Origin of the sequence: Micromonospora sp. A3M-1-15 (assembly GCF_024213425.1) — a bacterium.
GTDB classification, from domain to species: domain Bacteria; phylum Actinomycetota; class Actinomycetes; order Mycobacteriales; family Micromonosporaceae; genus Micromonospora; species Micromonospora chersina.
The window spans coordinates 260,168-278,896 of sequence record NZ_JANAVK010000006.1 but is presented as its reverse complement, the minus strand read 5'-3'; the positions used below and the strand labels follow the sequence as shown (position 1 = coordinate 278,896).

Below are 18,729 nucleotides of genomic sequence, written 5' to 3'. Positions count from 1 at the left end.
GAGGGGAGCCGGGCCCCGGCGTGTTCAGCCCGGCATGACCACCGCGGTGCCGGTCACCCGTATCCCGCCCGTGCCGGCCGGCACGTCGACCACCAGCAGGCCCGGCCGGCCCAGGTCCGCGCCCTGATGGAGGCGCAGCGTGGTCGGCGGCGCGACCAGGTCGTGGGTACGCAGGTAGCCGCCGAGCGCGGCGGCGGCCGCCCCGGTCGCCGGGTCCTCGACGACACCGCCGACCGGGAACGGGTTGCGGACGTCGAACCGGGTGCCGGAGGCGCGCCACACCAGCGCCACGGTCGTCCAGTCCCGCCGCAGCATGAGGTCGCGCAGCCGGTCGAAGTCGTAGTCGAGGGCGGCCAGCCGCTCCCGGGTCGCCGCGCCCAGGATCAGGTGGTGGGCCCCGGCGTACGCGACGCGGGGCGGCAGCGCCGGATCGAGGTCCGCCGTGGCCCAGCCCAGGGCGGCGAGCGCCTCGGCGAGGTCCTCCTCCGCCACCGGCGCGTCGGAGGGGGCCACGCTGGTCAGGGTCGCGGTGGGCCGTCCGTCGGCGTCCCGGGCGGTCGCCACCGGAACCGTTCCGGCCGGGGTCCGGAAGATCAGCTCGCCGGTGCCGCCGCGCTCGGCGACGGCCACCGCGGAGGCGATGGTCGCGTGGCCGCAGAACGGCACCTCGGCCTGCGGGCTGAAGTAGCGCACGTCGTACTCGCCGGGCCCGGTGGCGGTGAGGAACGCCGTCTCGGAGTATCCGACGTCGGCGGCGATGGCCTGCATCTCCGGGTCGGTGAGCCGACCCGCGTCGAGGACCACGCCGGCGGGGTTGCCCGCCGCCGGGTCGGTGGTGAAGGCGGCGTACCGCAGGACTTCCGTCATGGCGCCACCGTACGCGTCAGCCGCCGGCGGGCCCCGTCCACCTGATCTCGCCCTCGTGCACGACGTCGGTGGGCGCCAGGCCGGCGGCGGTGGCGACGGCGGCGGACGCCCGGTGCTCCGGATGGATGTGGGCGATCACCAGGCCCACTCGTCGTTGCCCCAGCCAGCCGATCAGCGCGCGGGTCGCCTCGGTGGCGATGCCCCGCCCCTGCCAGGGGGTTCCCACCACCCAGGCGATCTCCGCGAGGCGCTCGTCGGCCGGGCCGCTGACGGTCGCCTGGACCGTGCCCACCAGGCATTCCTGGTCGGCAAGCTGGATCACCCAGTTGCACCAGGCGACGGCCGGGTCGGGGGAACCGGCGACGAGCCGCTCGTAGCGGGCGCGCAGCGCCTGCGGGTCGGCGGGGGAGCCGCCGATGAAGGTGTGCAACCGCGGGTCGGCCAGCGCGGCGGCCATCTCCTCGGCGTGCTCCACGAGCAGCGGCAGGAGGAGCAGCCGCTCGGTGCGGATGGGGTCCGGGGTGAGGGGCGTCATGCTCCTGATCATGGCAGTGCTACATGCCGACCGTCCCGTCGATCCGTTCGCGGAGCAGGTCGGCGTGCCCGTTGTGGCGGGCGTACTCCTCGATCAGGTGCACCAGAACCCAGCGCAGCGAGACGGTGCCGCGCCAGGCGTCGTGACCTTCGACGTCGAGGTCGCGCGCGTCGGCGATGAACGTGTCGGCGAAGGTGACCTCGTCGTGCCAGGCCCGGTGGGCGGCGGCGATGACGGTGGGCTCGGGTACCGCGTCGTCGAAGTCGCCGTCCGGGTTGGTCCGGGACGAGAACCGTGGGGGCGCGTCCTGCCCGGCCAGGACCTGGCGGAACCAGCGGCGCTCCACGTCGGCGAGGTGTCGGACGAGACCGAGAAGCGACAGCGTCGACGGCGGCACCGCCCGGCGGGCCAGGGCTTCCTCGACGCCGGCGCACTTCAGCGCGAGCGTGTCACGCTGGGCTCGGAGCATGTCGTGCAGCAGTTGCCGTTCACCGACGTTGGCGGGTGTGTGGAACCGGCCGTCGTCGGGGGTGGGGAACAGCCCTGCCCTACGGTGCGTCCGGTCCGGCGGTGCGGTGACCGGGGTGTCGGCGGCGTAGAGCGGGAGTCGCTTCGTCAGGGCGGTGATCCGGTTACGCGGGCCGTACGCCGCGACGGCGACGTAGTCGATCTCGTCGGCGGGCGTCGCGGCGAGCGCGGCCAGGTAGTCGTCGTAGGTCCGGGCCTGCCGGGCGACCTCGTTGAAGCCCACGGTGATCAGATCGTCGTCGGCGCGAGCCCTGCGGTGCAGGTCGCGGAGCTGGTCCGCGGTGGCGCTGAGGATGGGCACCGGATGGGGGTTCAGCCCGGCGTGCCGCTCGCCGGATCCGTCCTTGGCGTCGGTGGCCGGTGGGTGGGGCAGCCGTCCGCCGAGGCTGAGCGCGAGCACCGCCGCGGCGTTGGCCGCCAACGCGGCCGGCAGGTCGGCGTGGACGACGATCACGAGTTTGGTGCTCAAGCTCATGCCGTGATGCTCCAGATCGGTCGGAGGTCGAGGGCGCGGGGTGCGTGGGCCATGGCGCGGGTAAGGGTCATCGGTGGCCGTCCCGGATGCGCTGGCAGGCCCGGAAGCGGGCGGCGGCGGCCGGGGTCGAGCCGGTGGCACGGGCGGTACGCAGGACGCCGGTGAGGGTGTCGGCGATGCCGCGGACCCGGACGGCGGCCTGCTCGGAGGTCTCGCCGTGCAGTTCGACGGCGGTGGCGTGGATGATGCCGCCCGCGCTGACGACGATGTCCGGCGCCCAGAGGATGCTCCGCTGGTGCAGCAGGTCCGCGGTCGCCGGGGCGTCGAGCTGGTTGTTGGCCGGTCCGGCGATCGCGGCGCAGCGCAGCTTCGGCACCGAGTCCACGGTCAGCACGCCGCCGAGGGCGGCGGGGACGAGGACGTCCACGTCGGCGGTGAGGCAGTCCTGGGGGCTGACCCAGGCGGCGCCGGCGGCGTCAGCGAGCGGGCGCCGACTGTCGTCGAGGTCGCCGGCGACCAGCGTCGCGCCGGTGCCGGCGAGCATCCGCAGCAGGTGGCCGCCGACGCGGCCGAGGCCGAGCACGGCGAAGCTGCGCGCGGACAGGTCGGCCGAACCGAACCGCTCGGCGCACAACGCGCGCAGCGCGGCGAGCACCCCGACAGCGGTGTGCGCGGACGAGTCGCCGCTGCCGCCGGCGTCGACCGGCCGGCAGAACGCGTACGGCGTCCGCTCGGCGATCGTCACCATGTCGTCCGGTCCGGTTCCCACGTCCGGCCCGGTGGCGTAGGCGCCCGCCAGATCGGCGATGACATCGCCCACGTCGTGCAATACGGCCCGGCGGGTGGCCCCGTCCGGTGTCCGGCCCGGCGGGAGGGCGACGACCGTCTTGCCGCCACCGTTGGGCAGCCCGGCCAGTGCGCACTTGTCCGACATCGCGGCGGAGAGCCGCAGCGCGTCGGTGAGGCCGTCCCGCCAGTGCGGGTAGTGCGCGAGCCGGCAACCACCGATGGCCTGGCCGAGCGCGGTGGAGTGGACCGCGACGATGATCGGCAGGCCGGACCGGGTGCCCCGCCTGACGACGACGTGTTCGTGCATGGACCCGCTGTCGACCTCGGCCGTCACCACGATGGCTCCTCCTGTCATCCGCCTGCCGGAACAGGGTCGACAGTAGGCAGGTGGGCGGCCGTCGCCGGGTCACACCGAACGTCGTTCGGAGAATATGCCACGATTTTGATCGTGGACGAACTTGATACGGCGATCATCCAGCATCTCCAGACACATGCGCGGCAGACCAACCGCGAACTGGCCCGCGCCGTGGGCATCGCGCCGTCGACCTGCCTGGAGCGCGTGCGCGCGCTACGGGAACGCGGCGTGATCACCGGTTACCACGCCGAGATCAGCCTCGCCGCCCTCAACCGCGGCGTGCAGGCCCTGTTGCACGTGCAGGTCCGCCCGCTGAGCCGCACCGTCATCGACGGCTTCAAGAAGTACGCGATGAGCCTGCCCGAGGTGGTGTCGGTGTTCGTGGTGGCGGGCGGCGACGACTTCCTGGTCCACGTGGCCGTGCCCGGCGTGGACAGCCTGCACGCCTTCCTCATGGACAAGTTCAGCGGACGCCGCGAGATCGTCGGGTTCCGCAGCTCGGTCATCTATCAGCACGCCCGCAAACAGGTCATCGAACCCCTCGACCGGTAGGACGGCGGCGCACGGACCGGCGGCGGTCGCGGCGACACCGGGGCGGACGGGTCCGTGCCGTCCGCCCCGCTGTCACTCCTGTGCAGGGGCGGTCGCGGTCAGCGGCGCCACTTCTGGTTCGCGCCGCCGGTGCAGTCCCAGATCTGCAGGCGGGTGCCGTCGGCGGAGCTGACGCCGGTGGCGTCCAGGCACTTGTTGGACTGCGGGTTCACGATGTCGCCGGTGGCCGTGAAGGTCCACCGCTGGGCGCCGGTGCCGTTGCAGTCGTAGAGCTGCACCTTCGCGCCGTTGGCGGTCGACCCGCCGGCCACGTCCATGCACTTGCCGAGCGCCCGCACGGAGCCGTCGGCGTTCCAGGTCCACCGCTGGGCGGCGGTGCCGTTGCAGGTCCAGAGCTGGACCGGGGTGCCGTTGGCGGTGCTGGCGGAGGCGACGTCGACGCACTTGTTGCCGTACCCGGTGATCGGACCGCCGGTGGTGGAGCCGCCGCCGTTGTCCCAGGCCTGGACCCGGACGTAGTCGATCGTCATGGTCTGCGGGAAGGTGGTGCTGGCGTCGGGGGAGCCGGGCCAGTTGCCGCCGACCGCGACGTTCATGATCATGAAGAACGGGTGGTCGAAGACCCACCGGTTGCTGCCCGCGTCGGCCGGGGTCTTGCGGGAGTACGCCACACCGTCCAGGTACCAGGTGATCGAGTCGGGCGCCCAGTCGACGGTGTAGGTGTGGAACGCGTCGGCGAGGGCCTGGCCGTTCGGCAGCGAGGTGGAGCCGCCCAGGCCGTTGCCGCCGGAATAGCCGGGGCCGTGGAGCGTGCCGTACACGGTGGACGGCTGGTTCCCGACGTTCTCCATGATGTCGATCTCGCCGCTGTTCGGCCAGGGGTTGGTGGCGATGTCGCTGCCGAGCATCCAGAACGCGGGCCAGAGCCCCTGCCCGCGCGGGATCTTGATGCGCGCCTCGAAACGGCCGTACGCCTGGCTGAACGTGCCGTTGGTGAGCAGCCGGGCCGAGGTGTACTGGCAGCTGCCGTACCAGCAGGAGTAGCCGGCGGGGTTCTCCTTGCGGGCGGTGATGACCAGGTTGCCGTTGCCGTCGAGGGCCGCGTTGCGGGTGCTGTTGGTGTAGTACTCCAGCTCGTTGTTGCCCCAGCCGCTGCCGCCGGTGTCGTACCGCCACTTGCTCCCGTCGGGAGCCGCGCCGGCCGGGCCGGTGAAGTCGTCGGACCAGGTCACGGCGCCGGGCCCGGCCACGGCGGGGGTGCCGGTGACGGTGGTGAGCGCGGCCGTGAGGCCCACGGCCGCGAGGGCCACGGCGGCGAGGGTGCGGATGCTGCGCACGGAAGCCTCCCTGCTGTAAACAAACCATAAAGATAGACTTCGATGAAGCTATGAACGAAGTGCGGAGCTGTCAAGAGAGCGCTTCCCGGGTCCGGTGCGCGGTTCCGGAACCGGCCGAAAAATATTGACGTAACGCGATGCGGTTCGGGAGGATCCGGAACCGGGACGTGGGCGGCCCCGGGGCCGACGGGGTGCCGGGCGACCGGTCCCAGGGGAGGCGCGAGATGAGACTGCCCAGACCTGTGACCCTCGCCGGGGCCGGCGCCCTCGTGGTGGCCCTGCTGCCGGCCCTGCCCGCGGCGGCCGCCGACCCCCGCACGGTCACCGTCACCGCCGGCCGGTCGGTGTACGCGGCGGCCGAGGGGAGCCGGGTGCCGGTGGACCTCGCGGTGTCCACCTCCGACGGCCGGCCCCTGGCCGCCCCGGTCACCGTGCGCTGGGCCACCGGCGCCGGCACCGCGACCCCCGGCGTCGACTACGCCGCCGCCTCCGGCGCCCTCACCTTCCCGGCGGGCACCCCGTCCGGAGCCACCCGCCCGGTCGAGGTCGCCGTGCGCGCGGACGGCGCGGCGGAGACCGCCGAGACGGTGCCGCTGACCCTCGCCGCCGACGGGGCCACCGTCGCGGCCCGGCCCACCGTCGTGGTCGCCGCGCACGGCCTGCCGTACCTCGATCCCCGGCTGCCGGTGCGGCGACGCGTCGCCGACCTGCTGGGCCGGATGACCCTGGCCGAGAAGATCGGCCAGATGACGCAGGCCGAGCGGGCGGCGGTCGTCGACGACCCGACCGCCGTCGCCCGCTGGCAGCTCGGCTCGGTGCTCTCCGGCGGCGGCTCCACCCCGGCCAGCAACACCCCGGCAGCCTGGGTCGAGATGGTCAACGGACTCCAGGCGCAGGCGCTCGGCACCCGCCTCCAGATCCCGCTGATCTACGGCATCGACGCCGTGCACGGCCACGGCAACGTCGTCGGCGCCACCGTCTTCCCGCACAACGTCGGGCTCGGCGCCACCCGCGACCCGAAGCTTGTCGAGCGGGTCGGCCACGCCACCGCCGCCGAGGTACGCGCCACCGGCATCCCGTGGAACTTCGCGCCCTGCCTCTGCGTCTCCCGGGACGAGCGGTGGGGCCGCAGCTACGAGAGCTTCGGCGAGGACCCGGCGCTCGTGGTGTCGATGGAGACCGTCATCGACGGCCTCCAGGGCCGGCCCGGCCGACTCGACGACGACGACCGGGTGCTCGCCACCGCCAAGCACTACGCCGGCGACGGCGACACCGACTACGACGAGGCCGTCGCCGCCGCCAACGAGGGCAAGCCCTGGTGGGAGCAGAAGTACCCGATCGACCAGGGAGTCACCGTCACCGACCGGGAGCACTTCGCCCGGGTGGACCTCACCCCCTACCTGCCGGCCGTGCGGGCCCACCGGGTGGGCAGCGTCATGCCCTCCTTCTCCAGTGTGGACTGGACCGAGGACGGGCTCGGCAACCCGACCAAGATGCACGCCCACCGCGAGCTGATCACCGACGTGCTCAAGGGTCGGCTGGGCTTCGACGGCTTCCTGGTCTCCGACTGGGAGGGCATCCACCAGATTCCCGACCCGGCCGAGCCGACCAACGGCGGGCTGACCGCGTACAAGGTCCGGGTCGGGGTCAACGCCGGCACCGACATGTTCATGGAGCCGTACAACGCCGAGCAGTTCGAGCAGTTGCTGCTGGCCGAGGTGACCGCCGGGCGGGTGCCCATGGCGCGGATCGACGACGCGGTGCGGCGGATCCTCACCAAGAAGTTCGAGCTGGGCCTCTTCGAGCACCCGTACGCCTCCGCCGACAACGTCGACCAGGTCGGCAGCGCGGCACACCGGGCAATCGGCCGCGAGGCGGTCGCGAAGTCCCAGGTGCTGCTGAAGAACAGCGGGCGGGCCCTCCCGCTGCGCCGGGACGCCGCGCTCTACGTGGCCGGCCGCAACGCCGACGACCTCGGCAACCAGGCCGGCGGCTGGACGGTCACCTGGCAGGGCGTCTCCGGCGCCGACGCCGTCCCCGGCACCTCCGTCCTGGACGGCATCCGCCAGGTCGCCCCGGGCGCCCGGATCACGTACAGCGCCGACGCCTCGGCCCCCACCGACGGGGCGGATGTCGGCGTCGTGGTGGTCGGCGAGACCCCGTACGCGGAGGGCTACGGCGACGTCGGCGGGCCCGAGTGCGGCTGGTGCAGCGCGCCGCAGCAGGAGGAGAAGTCGCTCCGGCTCCAGCCCGCCGACCGGGCGGTCGTCGACAAGGTCTGCGCGGCGCTGCCGACCTGCGTGGTCCTCGTGGTCTCCGGCCGCCCGCAGGTGCTCACCGACCAGCTCGGCGAGATCGACGCCCTGGTGGCCTCCTGGCTGCCGGGCAGCGAGGGCGCCGGCGTGGCCGACGTGCTCTTCGGCCGCCGTCCGTTCACCGGCCGGCTGCCGGTGAGCTGGCCGCGGGACGAGACGCAGGTGCCGGTCAACGTGGGCGACGCCGACTACCGGCCGCTGTTCCCGTTCGGCTGGGGCCTGCGCACCGACCCCAGCCGGGACCGGCTGGCCGCGGTCGCCGTCGACCGGCCGCAGGTGCGGGCCGCTCTCGCCGGGCCGAACTGGAACGCGGACGGCTCGCTGCGGGACGCTCCCCGGGTGCTGGACCGGCTCGGGCGGCAGCTCGGCGCCGACCACCGGGACGCCCCGCTGGTCGAGGCGATCCTCGGGGTGGCCCGGGACGCCGCCCAGGCCGCCGTGGTGCGGGGCAGCGCGCCGGCGAACTGGGCGGCGCTGATCGCCGACGCCGACCACGCCCAGCTCACCGGCGACCCGGTCCGCGCGTTCACGCTGCTGGCCCGCGTCGCCGCCTGACGCGCCACGCCGGTCTCCCCGGACGAGCGGTCATCGGGGAGACCGGCGTGCCGTCCGCTCCAGCCCGAGCCCCGTCCGGGGACCCGGCGTCGGACCTCCGGGCCGGCCGGCCGCTCGCGGTCCCGGCCCAGGCCGACGGTTGCGGGGCTGCGGTTCCGGCCGGCCCGGAGAACTACACGGCGGCGGTTCCGGCCGGCTACACGGCCGCGGTCACTCCGCTCCGGTCGCGACGGGCGTGGGGGACCGGGCCGGCTCTGGCTGCTCTGCCGGCGCCGGTCGGCGCAGGTCCCGCCACGGGCCGCCGAGCAGCGGGGTGAGCACCACCAGCAGGTAGCCGGCGCCGACGGCGACCAGGGTCGCGGTGGTGCCGAAGCGGTCGGCGGCCAGCCCGGCGCCGAGCGCGCCCACCGGCATGGCCGCCCAGGCGCCCGCGCCGATCACCCCGTACACCCGGGCCCGCATGGTGGCCGGCACCCGCTCCAGCTTCACCGCGCCGATGAGCGGGTTGATCGCGCCGGCGGCGAGGCCGGACACCACGCAGACCGCCGCGATCACCGGTAGCGGCGGGGCGGCGGCAAGGGCCCAGAAGGGCGGCGCGCCGGCGACGGCGAAGGCGGTGACGAAGGTGGCGCGGCGGGGCAGCCGGTGCCCGATGGCGCTGAACACCAGCGAGCCGACCAGGGCGCCGCCGCCCATGGCGCCGACGAGCAGGCCGAACGCCGCCGCGCCGCCGAGGTCCCGCGCGGCGACGACTGGCATCAGCACGTTGCTCTTGGTCGCGTCGAACAGGTTGGTGACCAGCACGAGCAGCACCATGGCGCGCAGCAGCGGCTCGCGGGCCAGGAAACGCAGCCCCGCCGCGAAGTCCCGCCAGTAGCCGGCCGAGGGAGCGTCCGCAGCGGCGGACGGCCGCAGGCTCGCCGGCACGAGGACCGCCACGGCCAGCGCCGAGACGGCGAACGTCACCGCGTCGACGGCCAGCACCGGCAGCGCGCCCAGCGCGCTGACCAGCAGACCGGCCACCGGCGCGCCGATCAGGCGGGACCCCCGTTCGGTGGCCTCGAACCAGCCGATCGCCCGCTCGATCGGCACACCGGCGGCGGTCGCCGCCTCGGGCAGCAGCGCGATGCGGGCCGTCTGGCCTGGAGTGTCGAGCAGTCCGCTCACGAAGACCAGGCCGAGCAGCGCCGGGAACGGCAGCCCCACCGTGGCGTGCAGCAGCGGTACGGCGGCGACCGTCACGCCGGAGACCAGGTCGGCCAGCACGCTGGCCCGGCGGTAGCCGATCCGGTCGACCAGCACGCCACCGAAGGCGCCGCCCAGCACCACCGGGGCGGTGGCGAACGCGCCGGCCAGCCCGGTGGCGGCGGGGGAGCCCGTCTCGGCCAGCACGTACAGCGGCAGCGCGATCAGGGTGAGCATGTTGCCCGTGAGCGAGACCGTGTGCGCGGCCAGCAGCCCGGCCAGCGGCCCCCACCGGCGGCTCACTGCGGCCCCCGGTACGCCTGCCAGATCAGCGTGACGGTCCGCGCGTCCGGCCGGTCGGGGCTGCTGCGCGCCTGCCAGCGGGCGCCCAGCTCGGACAGGTCGCGGCGCAGCTCCACCAGCTCGTCGGGGGTCAGGTGCAGGAAGCTGTCGCTGCTGGTGGTGCCGCGGACCCACGCCGGGTCGAGGGTGGCCTCGGCGTCGAGGTAGGCCTCGAACCGTTCCACGTAGCGCTGGAGGACGGCCCGGCGCAGCAGGTCGGAGGCGAGCCGTCGCTCCGGGTCGTCGAGCAGGTCCACCGGTTCCCAGTCGGTGCGCGCGTGCGCGGCCCGCCACCACCGCTCCCGGCGGTTGCGGGCCAGCTCGGGTGCCTCCCGCACGAAACCGTGCTCGGCCAGCTTGCCCAGGTGGTAGCTGACCGAGCCGACCGCCTCGCCGGTGACGGCGCTGAGCATGCCCACGGTCTGCGGGCCGCGGATGCGCAGCTCGCCGAGGAGCCGGATCCGGGTCGGGTGGGCCAGGGCCCGCATGGCCCTCGGGTCGGTCAGGTGCAGGGTGCTCGGCTCGTCCGCCATGCCGTCACCCTAGACCCACAACACATCATGTACAAGAAGCCTTGTACGTGGGGCCGCCGGGTGGGCGGGGGTGGGTTCACGCGGGGCGGCGGCCCTTGAGGCGACGGCCCAGCTCGCGGGCGATCTCCCGGTTGGCGTCGCGCTCGGCGAGCGCCTGGCGCTTGTCGTACGACCGGCGGCCCCGGGCGAGGCCCAGCTCGACCTTGGCCCAGCCGTTGGCGAAGTACATCGACAGCGGCACCAGGGTGACCCCGCCGTCACGCAGCTTCTCCAGGATCCGGGCGATCTCGACCCGGTTCAGCAGCAGCTTGCGCGTGCGTCGGGGCTGGTGGTTGGTCCAGGTGCCGAAGCCGTACTCGGCGATGTGCAGGCCGTACAGCATGATCTCGCCGTCGCGCTCCTGGGCGAACGCGTCGACCAGCGACACCCGCCCCTCGCGCAGCGACTTCACCTCGGTGCCGGCCAGCACGATCCCGGCCTCGTACGTCTTCAGGATCGTGTAGTCGTGCCGTGCCTTCTTGTTGGAGGCGACGAGCTTGCGCCCGGTCTCCCTGGTCACGCCCCACCTCCCCGCTGGTCCGACGCCGAGCAGGATACCCGCCGGTGGCGGCCGCGCCGGGGTCACGGCGGTGTGGCGGCCGCGCGGCGGAGGTGCCCGTCGAGGTCGGCGAGCCAGCCGTCGACCTCCACCAGGGCCAGCACGCCCGGCCGGTCCTCGCCGTCGCGGACCAGCCCGTGCACCTGCCGGGCGACGTCCCCGGCGGCGTCGGCCGGCGCGGGCGGCCGGTCGACCCGTCCCCGCGACACCTGGCGGCCCAGGTCGGCGTAGCCCTCGCACAGCCGGGTGGCGCGGGCGGCCAGCGCGGCGGCCGGGCCGGGCCACGGGGCCAGCGCCCCGGGCCGGCGGTCGGCGAGCAGTGCCTGTCCGCCGTGGCTGGCCCGGTGCGCGGCCGCCAGCACCGCGTCCCAGTCGACGTGCGACAGCCGGGGGTCGTGGCGCTCCGCGTGGTACTGGACCAGCGACGCGGTGGCGAGGGCCTCCGCCCGGCGGGCCGCGTCGACCGCGCCACGCGGGTCCGCCGTGCCCGCGAGCGCCTCGACGATCCGCTCGACGGACCGCCCGCTCGCCACGAGGTACGCGCCCGCGTTGCGGCGCAGCTCCCCGCCGCTGCCCCGCGGCCAGAGCAGCAGGCCGGCGAGGACGCCCACCACGGCGCCGACCGCCACGTCCACCACCCGGGCGCCGGCCAGTTGCCAGGACGCGGGGTCGAGCTGGGCGAACACGACGATGAGCAGCAGGGTGAGCAGCGCCTGCGCCCAGCCCAGGCCGAGCAGCGGACCGACGCCGAAGGCCAGCACCAGCGCCAGCGGCAGCAGGGCGGCGTACGCCTGCCGTTCGGGCGAGACGAGCAGCAGCAGGCCGCCGGCCGCGCCCCCGGCGAGGGTGCCGACGAGCGCCGGACGCAGGGTGGTCCGGGTGTCCGAGGCGGAGGCCCGCATCAGGCTGAGCGTCGCCAGGAGCACCCAGAAGCCGTGTTGCAGGTTGACCACCCCGGCGATCACCCGGGCGGCCGCCAGGGCCACGGCGAGCCGGACCGCTCCCTCCAGGTACACCGACCGCGGGGTCAGGTGCGTCCGGAACTGCTGCCGGTACAGCGACCACGCGCTGCGCCCGGCGTACCAGAAGAGGTCGGGACCCGGCCCGGGTGGCCGCGGGCCGTGCCGTCCCCGCGGGCCGGTGGCGATCCGGACCGCCGTCGCGAACGTCCCGACCTGGTCGACGAGCGTGCGGACCGCCGCGTCCACGCGCAGCCGGACCGGACCGGCCGCCCGCCAGGACGGCGGCAGCGCGGCGGCACGCTCCGGCTCGTCGACGGCCACCGCACCCGGGCGGCGCACCGCGACGTCGGCGGCGCGGCGGAGCGACGCCGCGCACCGCCGGAGCACACCCGCCACGTCGGCGTCCCCGCTGCCCCGCAGGTCCGGCCGGGACGTGAGGGACTCGGCGACCGCCAGCACCTCCTGGACGGCCGCCGCCGCGTCCCGCCAGGCCCGGTCGCGGCGACCGGCCGAGATGGGCCGGGCCGTCACGGGCAGCCGTGACATCCGCACCCCGTCGACCAGCCCCGCCGCCCGGGCCTGCCGCCGGCCCGCCTCCTCCGCCGCGCCCGGCCGGCCGGCCAGCACGTCCGCCAGCGCGTCGGCGAGGTCGGCGAGGCCGCCCGCCGCCGCGGCGAGGCACTGCGGGAAGCCGACCGGCGCCGGGTCCGGCCAGAGCGACACCTCGGCGAGCGCGACCAGGACGACGCCCAGCGTGACGCCGGCCAGCCGGGCCGGGAGGGAGTCGGGCCGGTACGGCGGGAAGCAGGCCAGGATGTAGAAGAGCTGGAGCGCGTTGGCCAGCCCGACCAGGCGCGGGCCGCCGACCCCGGCGAACGCCACGGCGAACCCGACGACGAGCATCCCGGCGGACGCCGCCGCGGTGCTGACCGCCAGCACGGTGCCGACCGCCACGAGCGACCAGGCCACCGGAAGGGCCGCCAGCAGGGTCCGCGCCCGCTCCGCGGGCCTCCCCGGCAGCTGGGCGAAACTGCCCGTGGCGACCGTGCCGAAGAGGGCGTACGTGGCGAGGGTGACGTCGCCCAGGCCGTAGCGGCAGCCGTAGAAGACGAGCGAGGCGACGACCGTCAGCCGGGCCGCCCGGCGGACCAGGCGGTAGCCCGGGTCCCGGCGGCGCAGCCGGTCCCGCAGCTGCTCGCCGGGCCGTCGACGCATGACCACACCGCTCCCGACAGGTCTACCCAGGGGGTGGCGGGCCGTCTGCTCCGGGACTCTATCCGCTCCGGCCCGGCGCCGTTCCGCGGATGGACCGACGGGCCGGTGTCCGCGATCGGGATGCTCCCCGTCTCCGGCGCGCCTAGGCTGCCCGGTAGGCGAGGTGGGGGAGCGGCGGATGACGCGGGTGGCGGTGCTCGGGCTCGGCGGCATGGGCGCGCCGATGGCGGCGAACCTGGTCCGGGCCGGGCTGACCACGGTGGTGTGGAACCGGCACCCGGAGCCGGCCCGCGCGCTCGGCGAGCGGGGCGCCGAGGTCGCCGCCGACCCGGCCGACGCGGCACGACGTGCCGACGTGGTGGTGACCATGGTGACCGACGCGGCCGCGGTGCGGGCCATCGCCGTCGACCAGGGAATGCTGGCCGCCCTGCCGGACGGCGCGGTCTGGGCGCAGATGAGCACCATCGGGGTGACCGAGACCGGGCGCCTGGCCGAGCTGGTCCGCGCCGAGCGCCCCGGGGTGACCCTGGTGGACGCGCCGGTGGCCGGCAGCCGGGGCCCGGCCGAACAGGGCCGGCTCGTCGTCCTCGCCTCCGGCCCCGAGCAGGTGCGGGACCGGGTGGCGCCCGTATTCGACGCGGTCGGGCAGAAGACCGTCTGGGTGGGGCCGGTCGGCGCCGGGTCGCGGCTGAAGCTGGTCAACAACCTGCTGCTCGCCTTCGTGAACGAGGGGCTCGCCGCGGCGGTCGCCCTCGGCGACGCGCTGGGCCTGGACCGCGACACAGTGCACGGGGCCCTGCGCGGCAGCCCGCTCGTGTCGCCCTGGGCCGCCGAGAAGCTGGACCGCATCGCCGGGGACGACTACACGACGCAGTACTCCCTGGACCTGGCGCTCAAGGACGTGGACCTCGCGCTGCGCGAGGTGCCGGCCGGCCGGTTCCCGGCCGCCGAGGCGCTGGCCGGCGAGTGGCGGCACGCGGTCGAGCAGGGCCTCGGCGGCGACGACCTCACGGTGGTGACGCGGGCCCTCGCCCGCGAGGCGACCGCCTAATCACGGCCGGGAACGACAAGGTGTGAACGCCCCGAGCGGTTCCGGTCGGCTTCCCGCGCTGAGTGCCGGACCCGGGTTTGAGCCCAGACCGGGGAGATGCATAAAGCATTCATATAAAAGCGCTATGCTTCAGGCATGGGCCGTCAGGACGCCACTCGTCGCGCTTCCACTGCAATCGGGTCGGTTCTCTACGGACTGGCTACCAGGGCCGTGAGGCGTCTTCCCCGGGACATGAGCCTCACGTCCGCTGCCACCCTGGCCACCCTGGACAGGACTGGCCCACGACGGATCACCGATTTGGCCGCGATTGCCGGTGTCACCCAGCCCGCGATGACTGTCCTGGTTCGCGTGATGGAGGAATCCGGGCTGGTCGAGCGGAGAGGTGACCCGTCCGACAAACGGGTCACGTTGGTGTGTCTGACCGAGGCCGGCACGTCTTACGTCCGGGCGCGGCGCCGGGCGGGCGTCCAGGCATTTGCAGGGCTGATCGACAAACTCACTGACACCGAGGTCGAGGCCTTGGCGGCAGCCCTTCCGGCGCTGCAACACCTGGCAGAACTCGACAGCGAAGATCGAGAAGGATCGAAGCAATGACGGGGTGCTCACTCGGCGGGGCCACCGTAGACCACGTCACGACCGGGACCAACCGATGAGCACCGCCCCGGAGCACTCCGAGGCGCGGCTGCTGGTCCCCTCCCTGATGTTCATTGCCCTGGTCGTGGCGGCAGTCGCCAGCCTCGGGACGCCGCTGATCACCAGCGTGGCGACCACGTTCCACGTCGCACTCGACAGCGCACAGTGGACGCTGACCATCGCGCTGCTCAGCGGCGCCGTCGCCACGCCCGTCCTGGGCCGGCTCGGAGCCGGCCCACACCGACGAGCCACCATTCTCGCCACGCTCGCGGTCGTCGTCGCCGGCAGCGCGCTCACCGTGCTACCACTGCCGTTCGCGTGGCTGCTCGTCGGTAGGGCCGCCCAAGGCGTCGGGCTCGGTCTGACGGCGCTGATGATGGGCGTGGCCCGCGACCACCTCCCCGAGGAGCGCGGCGCGGCCACGATCGCCCTGATCTCGGTGGTCTCCATCATCGGGGCCGGCGTCGGGTACCCGCTCGCCGCGCTCCTCACCGAGTTCGGCGGCGTGCGGGCCGCCTATGGCCTCGGTCTGTTGGTCACCGCTGTCGCGCTGCTGACCGCGTGGCGCTCCATACCCGTAGCTCCCGAAGGCCGCTCCGCTCACGTGGATGTGGCGGGCGCGCTGATCCTGGCGGGTGGACTGTTCCTCGTCCTGTTCCTCGCAGGCCAGACGAGCCTGTGGAGCGATCACCTCGCCGTGGCGGTGGTCCTCGCCATCGTTGCCATGCTCCTGCTCTGCGTCTGGGCTGCCTCCGAGTTGCGCAGTAAGACGCCCCTGGTCGATGTCCGGGCGATGCGGCACCCGGCGGTCGCCGGGGCGAACATCGCCATGTTCGTCGCCGGGATCGGCATGTACCTCCTGCTCACGCTCATCACCCGGTACGCGCAGACGCCGCACAGCGCCGGCTACGGCTTCGGGCTGACCACCTTCGTCGCCGGGCTCGTCCTGGTCCCGTTCTCCGTGCTGGGGTTCGTCGCCGGCAGGCTCACGCCGCGGGTTCGCGAACGGATCGAGGGCCCCTTGCTCCTGGCCGGCAGCGCCGTCGTCGTCGGTGGCGGGTTCGTCCTGTTTGCAGCGGCCCGGTCGAACCTGGCCGAACTGTTCACAGCAATGGGCGTGCTGGGCTTCGGTGTCGGCAGCTTCTCAGCCGCCATGCCCGGCGTCATCCTGGCCGTCACCCCCAAGAGCGAGACGTCGAGCGCCATGAGCTTCAACTATGTCGTCCGTAGCGTCGGGTACTCCCTGGGCAGCGCCATGGGCGGCCTGGTCCTGGCCGCCGGCACCGACAGCGGCCATCTCTTCCCGAACGACGGCGCCTACACCACGGCAGCGCTGGTCGGATTAGCTGCGATGGCGATCACCACTTTGACCAGCCTCACTCTCGCCCGCCAAGGCTCTCCCGAGACCAACCCGACCGCGGCCCCGACCCGCGCCCAGCCAGGCCGGTCAAATCGATGACCAGCTCGCCGGAAGGGCGGCGGCCGAACAGGAACGAAAAAGAGCCGACACGTAGGCACGAGCCGCACCGGTACGAGGTGATCGGCCGTCAACGCCGAACTCCTGTCACAGATGCCGCGCAGGAGGCGGTGTCCGGGAGCCGGACACCGCCTCACCGCGGTCGGTGGTCGATCAGGAGACCGGTTGCGCGGCCTCGGCGGGTGAGGGAGGCCGGGCGTGCCGTCCCGCGGTGGCGGCGACCCAGCCCGTGGTGATCAGCAGAAGGGCCGCCGCGTAGGTGGCCATGACCAGCAGGTCCCGGCCCGGGAAGTCGCTGCCCGCCGCGCCCACGCCGATCAGCAGGTCGGAGACGAGGAAGAGCGCCCCGCCGGCCGCCGTGCGCCGGGACACCCCGGCCGCGGCGGCGGCCATCAGGGACAGCGCCAGGCTGTAGCCGAGCACCGGCAGCCGCAGCGCACCCAGCGAACCCCAGAGCAGCGCGTTCGCCCCGGCCCAGGTCACCAGGTAGCCGACCAGGGCCGCCACCGGCGGCCGGCGGTGGCGCAGGAAGGCGGTGAGGAAGGCGACCTGGGTGACCAGGAAGCACCCCATGCCCGCGAGGAACGCGGCCTGTCCCGGCACGAGCAGGGCCACGTCCCCCGCCGTGGCGGCGACCAGGCCCACGGCCACCGGGTCCACCCGGCGTCGCCGCTCCCACAGGTACGCCAGCAGCAGCGGCGCCAGCAGCGGCTTGGCCAGCCACTGCGTCGGCGTCGAGTCGAGCGCGACCCCCACCAGTTCGACCAGGGCGACGACCCCGAACAGGGCCAGCCAGGGGCGCCTCACCGGGCCGGCTGCCAGCCGGGACGGCCGAACAGGTAGCCGAGCCGCTGCCGCCACGAGGTGGCGTGCCGGACGTCGGACCAGATCGCGGCGAACTCGTGGGTGGCCACCCGCAGCGGGTTGAAGGTCTGGATGTTCTTCGTGAGCCCGTACCGGGCCGGGGCCCGCTCGGGTTCGAAGGAGCCGAAGAGCCGGTCCCAGACGATGAGGATGCCGCCGTAGTTGCGGTCCAGGTACTCGGCGTTCGAGCCGTGGTGCACCCGGTGGTGCGAGGGCGTGTTGAAGACGAACTCGATGGGCCGCGCCAGCACGCCGACCCGCTCGGTGTGCAGGAAGAACTGGTAGAGCAGACTGACCGACTGCTGGAGGAAGATCATCCACGGCGGGATGCCGAGCAGCGCCAGCGGCAGCCAGAACGGCAGCGAGGTCATCGGCGTCCAGCTCTGCCGCAGCGCGGTGGAGAGGTTGTAGTAGACGCTGGAGTGGTGCACCACGTGGCTGGCCCAGAGCACCCGGACCTCGTGGTGCAGCCGGTGGAACCAGTAGTACGCGAAGTCGTCGGCGAAGAAGACGATCACCCAGGTCCACCAGTGGCCGGGGGAGAGGTGCACCGGCGCGACCGTCCACAGCGCGGCGTAGACGCCGACGGTGAGCAGCTTCCAGGGGAAGCCGATGATCTGGCTGCCGAGCCCCATGGAAAGGCTGGTGGTGGTGTCGCGCAGCTCGTAGCCGCGTTCGTCGTCGTCGGGGAGGAACCGGTAGGAGACCGCCTCGATGATGATCAGGAGCAGGAACGCCGGGACGGCGTAGAGCACGGCGGGGATCATGCTCGGGCTTCCCTTCGGGTGGCGGGGGTGGTGGGGGTGGTGACCGGGGCGGTCAGCAGGGCCCGGGCGTGCCGGGCGGCCGCCGTGCCCTGGCCGGCCGCGATGGCGGCGGCGAGCCGGCGGTGGCCGGCCACGTCGAGCAGTTCGGCGGCCCGGGCGTCCGGGGGGACGTCGCCCACGGCGAAGGTGCCGGCCACCAGGCTGTTGAACGCCAGCAGGTAGGCGGTGTTGCCGCTGCCCCGGACGATCAGCCACCAGATCGCGATGTTGGCCTCGTTCATCCGGTCCAGGTCGGGGGCGAGCGCGCCGTACTCGTCGGCCGCCCGGACCAGCGCGGCGGTGACCTCCGGGTCGCCGCGCTCGGCGCAGAGCCGGGCCGCGTCGATCCCGACGCAGGCCCGCATCTCCAGCATGTCGCGGACCAGCGTCTCGACCGGGAGTACGTCACCGGAGCGCGCCAGCGACAGTGCCAGGTCCAGCCCGGCGTGCACCCGCCAGTCGAGCACCCGGGTGGCGCCGCCCTGGCTGACCCGGACCAGGCCGAGTTGCTGGAGCCGGCGCAGGGCCTCCCGGACCGCGTGCCGGTTCACCTCGAACGTGGCGGCCAGCTCGCGCTCGCCGGGCAGCGTCTCCTCCGGCTGGTAGCGACCGCTCACGATGGCGTCGCGGAGCTGGCCGAAGACGTGGTCGGAGACCGAGGCGCGGGGGACCGGGGCGAAGGCCATGGGCAGCAGTGTGGCCCCGCACACATCAACACGTCAACTGGTTGGACCAGATCCGACCGACCACCCTCC

At 74.2% G+C, this 18,729-nt stretch carries 17 protein-coding genes and 1 pseudogene; 5 read left to right on the top strand and 13 right to left on the bottom strand.

The window, feature by feature from the left end; genetic code table 11:
- Positions 1-24: 24 nt before the first annotated feature.
- From NLX85_RS27605 to NLX85_RS27590, 5 genes and pseudogenes are all read right to left on the bottom strand, one after another.
- The gene (locus tag NLX85_RS27605; protein ID WP_254339990.1) at positions 25-867 is read right to left on the bottom strand and encodes a PhzF family phenazine biosynthesis protein; all 843 of its coding nucleotides are present in this window, start codon (positions 865-867) and stop codon (positions 25-27) included.
- A 16-nt stretch (positions 868-883) separates the two neighbouring features.
- Positions 884-1,402: a GNAT family N-acetyltransferase gene (locus NLX85_RS27600; protein WP_254339988.1), complete on the bottom strand. Its 519-nt coding sequence runs from the start codon at positions 1,400-1,402 to the stop codon at positions 884-886.
- A gap of 19 nt (positions 1,403-1,421) precedes the next feature.
- Positions 1,422-1,871: a DinB family protein gene (locus NLX85_RS33785; RefSeq protein WP_374628539.1), complete on the bottom strand. Its 450-nt coding sequence runs from the start codon at positions 1,869-1,871 to the stop codon at positions 1,422-1,424.
- A gap of 138 nt (positions 1,872-2,009) precedes the next feature.
- Positions 2,010-2,405, bottom strand: a pseudogene (locus NLX85_RS33780) (DUF2000 domain-containing protein); the annotation flags it as partial.
- A 67-nt stretch (positions 2,406-2,472) separates the two neighbouring features.
- A complete protein-coding gene (locus tag NLX85_RS27590; RefSeq protein WP_254339984.1) occupies positions 2,473-3,531 on the bottom strand; it encodes a Glu/Leu/Phe/Val dehydrogenase dimerization domain-containing protein in 1,059 nt (352 codons plus the stop codon).
- Between the two features lie 111 nt (positions 3,532-3,642).
- Here NLX85_RS27590 and NLX85_RS27585 point away from each other — a divergent pair, with 111 nt between their 5' ends.
- Entirely contained in the window at positions 3,643-4,101 is a 459-nt protein-coding gene (locus NLX85_RS27585) for an Lrp/AsnC family transcriptional regulator (RefSeq protein ID WP_254339982.1), read from the top strand.
- 98 nt (positions 4,102-4,199) lie between these two features.
- Here NLX85_RS27585 and NLX85_RS27580 read toward each other — a convergent pair whose 3' ends face one another.
- Complete coding sequence (locus tag NLX85_RS27580) at positions 4,200-5,438, bottom strand: ricin-type beta-trefoil lectin domain protein (RefSeq protein ID WP_254339980.1); 1,239 nt, start codon at positions 5,436-5,438, stop codon at positions 4,200-4,202.
- 224 nt (positions 5,439-5,662) lie between these two features.
- Between NLX85_RS27580 and NLX85_RS27575 the strand changes: the two genes are divergently transcribed.
- Positions 5,663-8,308, top strand: a complete 2,646-nt coding sequence (locus NLX85_RS27575) for a glycoside hydrolase family 3 N-terminal domain-containing protein (protein WP_254339978.1) — start codon at positions 5,663-5,665, stop codon at positions 8,306-8,308.
- A 210-nt stretch (positions 8,309-8,518) separates the two neighbouring features.
- On the opposite strand, the gene NLX85_RS27570 is transcribed toward NLX85_RS27575, so the two are convergent.
- The 4 genes from NLX85_RS27570 to NLX85_RS27555 all read right to left on the bottom strand — a co-directional run bounded on the left by NLX85_RS27570 (position 8,519) and on the right by NLX85_RS27555 (position 13,143).
- Complete coding sequence (locus NLX85_RS27570) at positions 8,519-9,796, bottom strand: MFS transporter (RefSeq protein ID WP_254339976.1); 1,278 nt, start codon at positions 9,794-9,796, stop codon at positions 8,519-8,521.
- Positions 9,793-10,368: a helix-turn-helix domain-containing protein gene (locus NLX85_RS27565; RefSeq protein WP_254339974.1), complete on the bottom strand. Its 576-nt coding sequence runs from the start codon at positions 10,366-10,368 to the stop codon at positions 9,793-9,795. Before NLX85_RS27565 ends, NLX85_RS27570 begins: the two co-directional genes overlap by 4 nt.
- Before the next feature lie 76 nt (positions 10,369-10,444).
- A complete protein-coding gene (smpB, locus tag NLX85_RS27560; protein WP_254339972.1) occupies positions 10,445-10,927 on the bottom strand; it encodes an SsrA-binding protein SmpB in 483 nt (160 codons plus the stop codon).
- A gap of 62 nt (positions 10,928-10,989) precedes the next feature.
- A complete protein-coding gene (locus NLX85_RS27555) occupies positions 10,990-13,143 on the bottom strand; it encodes an FUSC family protein (RefSeq protein ID WP_254339970.1) in 2,154 nt (717 codons plus the stop codon).
- A gap of 178 nt (positions 13,144-13,321) precedes the next feature.
- Here NLX85_RS27555 and NLX85_RS27550 point away from each other — a divergent pair, with 178 nt between their 5' ends.
- The 3 genes from NLX85_RS27550 to NLX85_RS27540 all read left to right on the top strand — a co-directional run bounded on the left by NLX85_RS27550 (position 13,322) and on the right by NLX85_RS27540 (position 16,286).
- Positions 13,322-14,194, top strand: coding sequence for an NAD(P)-dependent oxidoreductase (locus NLX85_RS27550; RefSeq protein ID WP_254339963.1), 873 nt, complete (start codon positions 13,322-13,324; stop codon positions 14,192-14,194).
- Between the two features lie 135 nt (positions 14,195-14,329).
- Positions 14,330-14,788, top strand: coding sequence for a MarR family winged helix-turn-helix transcriptional regulator (locus NLX85_RS27545; RefSeq protein ID WP_254339961.1), 459 nt, complete (start codon positions 14,330-14,332; stop codon positions 14,786-14,788).
- 55 nt (positions 14,789-14,843) lie between these two features.
- The gene (locus NLX85_RS27540) at positions 14,844-16,286 is read left to right on the top strand and encodes an MFS transporter (RefSeq protein ID WP_254339959.1); all 1,443 of its coding nucleotides are present in this window, start codon (positions 14,844-14,846) and stop codon (positions 16,284-16,286) included.
- Positions 16,287-16,457: 171 nt separating this feature from the next.
- Here the strand turns inward: NLX85_RS27540 and NLX85_RS27535 are convergent, their stop codons facing one another.
- From NLX85_RS27535 to NLX85_RS27525, 3 genes are read right to left on the bottom strand one after another with little or no spacing between them, the layout of a single operon-like run.
- On the bottom strand, positions 16,458-17,111 hold the full coding sequence (locus tag NLX85_RS27535; protein WP_254339957.1) for a lysoplasmalogenase: 654 nt from the start codon (positions 17,109-17,111) through the stop codon (positions 16,458-16,460).
- The gene (locus NLX85_RS27530; protein WP_254339955.1) at positions 17,108-17,935 is read right to left on the bottom strand and encodes a sterol desaturase family protein; all 828 of its coding nucleotides are present in this window, start codon (positions 17,933-17,935) and stop codon (positions 17,108-17,110) included. The genes NLX85_RS27535 and NLX85_RS27530 overlap by 4 nt, the downstream gene beginning before the upstream one ends.
- Positions 17,932-18,660, bottom strand: coding sequence for a FadR/GntR family transcriptional regulator (locus tag NLX85_RS27525; RefSeq protein ID WP_254339953.1), 729 nt, complete (start codon positions 18,658-18,660; stop codon positions 17,932-17,934). The genes NLX85_RS27530 and NLX85_RS27525 overlap by 4 nt, the downstream gene beginning before the upstream one ends.
- Positions 18,661-18,729 lie beyond the last annotated feature (69 nt).

Coding starts and splice junctions, on each gene's coding strand:
- NLX85_RS27605 (WP_254339990.1), bottom strand. CDS start 867: ATGACGGAAGTCCTGCGGTACGCCGCCTTCACCACCGACCCGGCGGCG.
- NLX85_RS27600 (WP_254339988.1), bottom strand. CDS start 1,402: ATGACGCCCCTCACCCCGGACCCCATCCGCACCGAGCGGCTGCTCCTC.
- NLX85_RS33785 (WP_374628539.1), bottom strand. CDS start 1,871: ATGCTCCGAGCCCAGCGTGACACGCTCGCGCTGAAGTGCGCCGGCGTC.
- NLX85_RS27575 (WP_254339978.1), top strand. CDS start 5,663: ATGAGACTGCCCAGACCTGTGACCCTCGCCGGGGCCGGCGCCCTCGTG.
- NLX85_RS27565 (WP_254339974.1), bottom strand. CDS start 10,368: ATGGCGGACGAGCCGAGCACCCTGCACCTGACCGACCCGAGGGCCATG.
- NLX85_RS27555 (WP_254339970.1), bottom strand. CDS start 13,143: ATGCGTCGACGGCCCGGCGAGCAGCTGCGGGACCGGCTGCGCCGCCGG.
- NLX85_RS27550 (WP_254339963.1), top strand. CDS start 13,322: ATGACGCGGGTGGCGGTGCTCGGGCTCGGCGGCATGGGCGCGCCGATG.
- NLX85_RS27545 (WP_254339961.1), top strand. CDS start 14,330: ATGGGCCGTCAGGACGCCACTCGTCGCGCTTCCACTGCAATCGGGTCG.
- NLX85_RS27540 (WP_254339959.1), top strand. CDS start 14,844: ATGAGCACCGCCCCGGAGCACTCCGAGGCGCGGCTGCTGGTCCCCTCC.
- NLX85_RS27530 (WP_254339955.1), bottom strand. CDS start 17,935: ATGATCCCCGCCGTGCTCTACGCCGTCCCGGCGTTCCTGCTCCTGATC.
- NLX85_RS27525 (WP_254339953.1), bottom strand. CDS start 18,660: ATGGCCTTCGCCCCGGTCCCCCGCGCCTCGGTCTCCGACCACGTCTTC.